Annotated in this window: 1 protein-coding gene and 1 pseudogene; both read right to left on the minus strand. The window is 77.1% G+C overall.

The features are described 5' to 3' along the window. The coding region (locus VQ02_RS33990; RefSeq protein ID WP_245239939.1) for an EamA family transporter at positions 1-498 on the minus strand (498 nt) is incomplete at its 3' end. Beyond that, positions 495-761 (minus strand): annotated as a pseudogene (locus VQ02_RS38575) (ABC transporter permease); the annotation flags it as partial. The pseudogene VQ02_RS38575 and the gene VQ02_RS33990, both read right to left, overlap by 4 nt.

Here is a 761-nt window from a genome sequence, read left to right on the forward strand (position 1 = left end):
GAACAGGGCGTAGCCGAACAATTCGTCGGCGTCGCGAAAGCCGCCCGCCAGGGCGAGCGCCCCGGCGGCGATCAGGCCGAGGCCGGCGAGCGCCCATCGGCCCGGCCGGTCGCGCAGCACGAGGACGCCCAGCAGGGCGGCGAAGAGCGGCATGGTGCCGGGCGTCAGCGCCGCGCCGTGGCCCGCCGGGGCATGGCGCAGGGCGACCGAGATCAGGAGCGCGAACGGCGCGCCTTGCGCGGCGTAGAGGAAGAGCCCGTCGACCACGGCCTTGCGATCGAGGCCGCGCAGGCGCAGCAGCACCACCGGCAGCAGCAGGAGACCGCCGAGCCCGAAGCGGAGCGCCACGAGGTCGGCAGGCCCGAGCACGCCCCCCGCCCCCACGGTCCGGCGGGTGATCACGAACCAGCCGCCCCACAGGGTGACGGCGAGGAGCGCGAAGGCGATGCCCGCGGCGAGGCGCCGCCCGGACGGGCCCCCGGCCCCGTCCGCCCTCACGATGCCTCGGCCGCGGTCACGGGCTCCCGGTCGTCGGCGAGCTGGAGCCGGTGCAGCCGGGCGTAGGTGCCGCCCCGCGCGATCAGCGCCGCGTGGCTGCCGGTCTCGGTGACCCGGCCCCCCTCCATCGCCACGATCAGGTCGGCGTCCCGCACCGTCGAGAGGCGGTGGGCGATCACCAGGGTGGTGCGGCCCCGCATCAGCCGGGTCAGGGCCCCCTGGACCAGGCGCTCGGATTCGGCGTCGAGGGCCGAGGTCGCCTC

The organism is Methylobacterium variabile (assembly GCF_001043975.1).
Lineage (GTDB): Bacteria > Pseudomonadota > Alphaproteobacteria > Rhizobiales > Beijerinckiaceae > Methylobacterium > Methylobacterium variabile.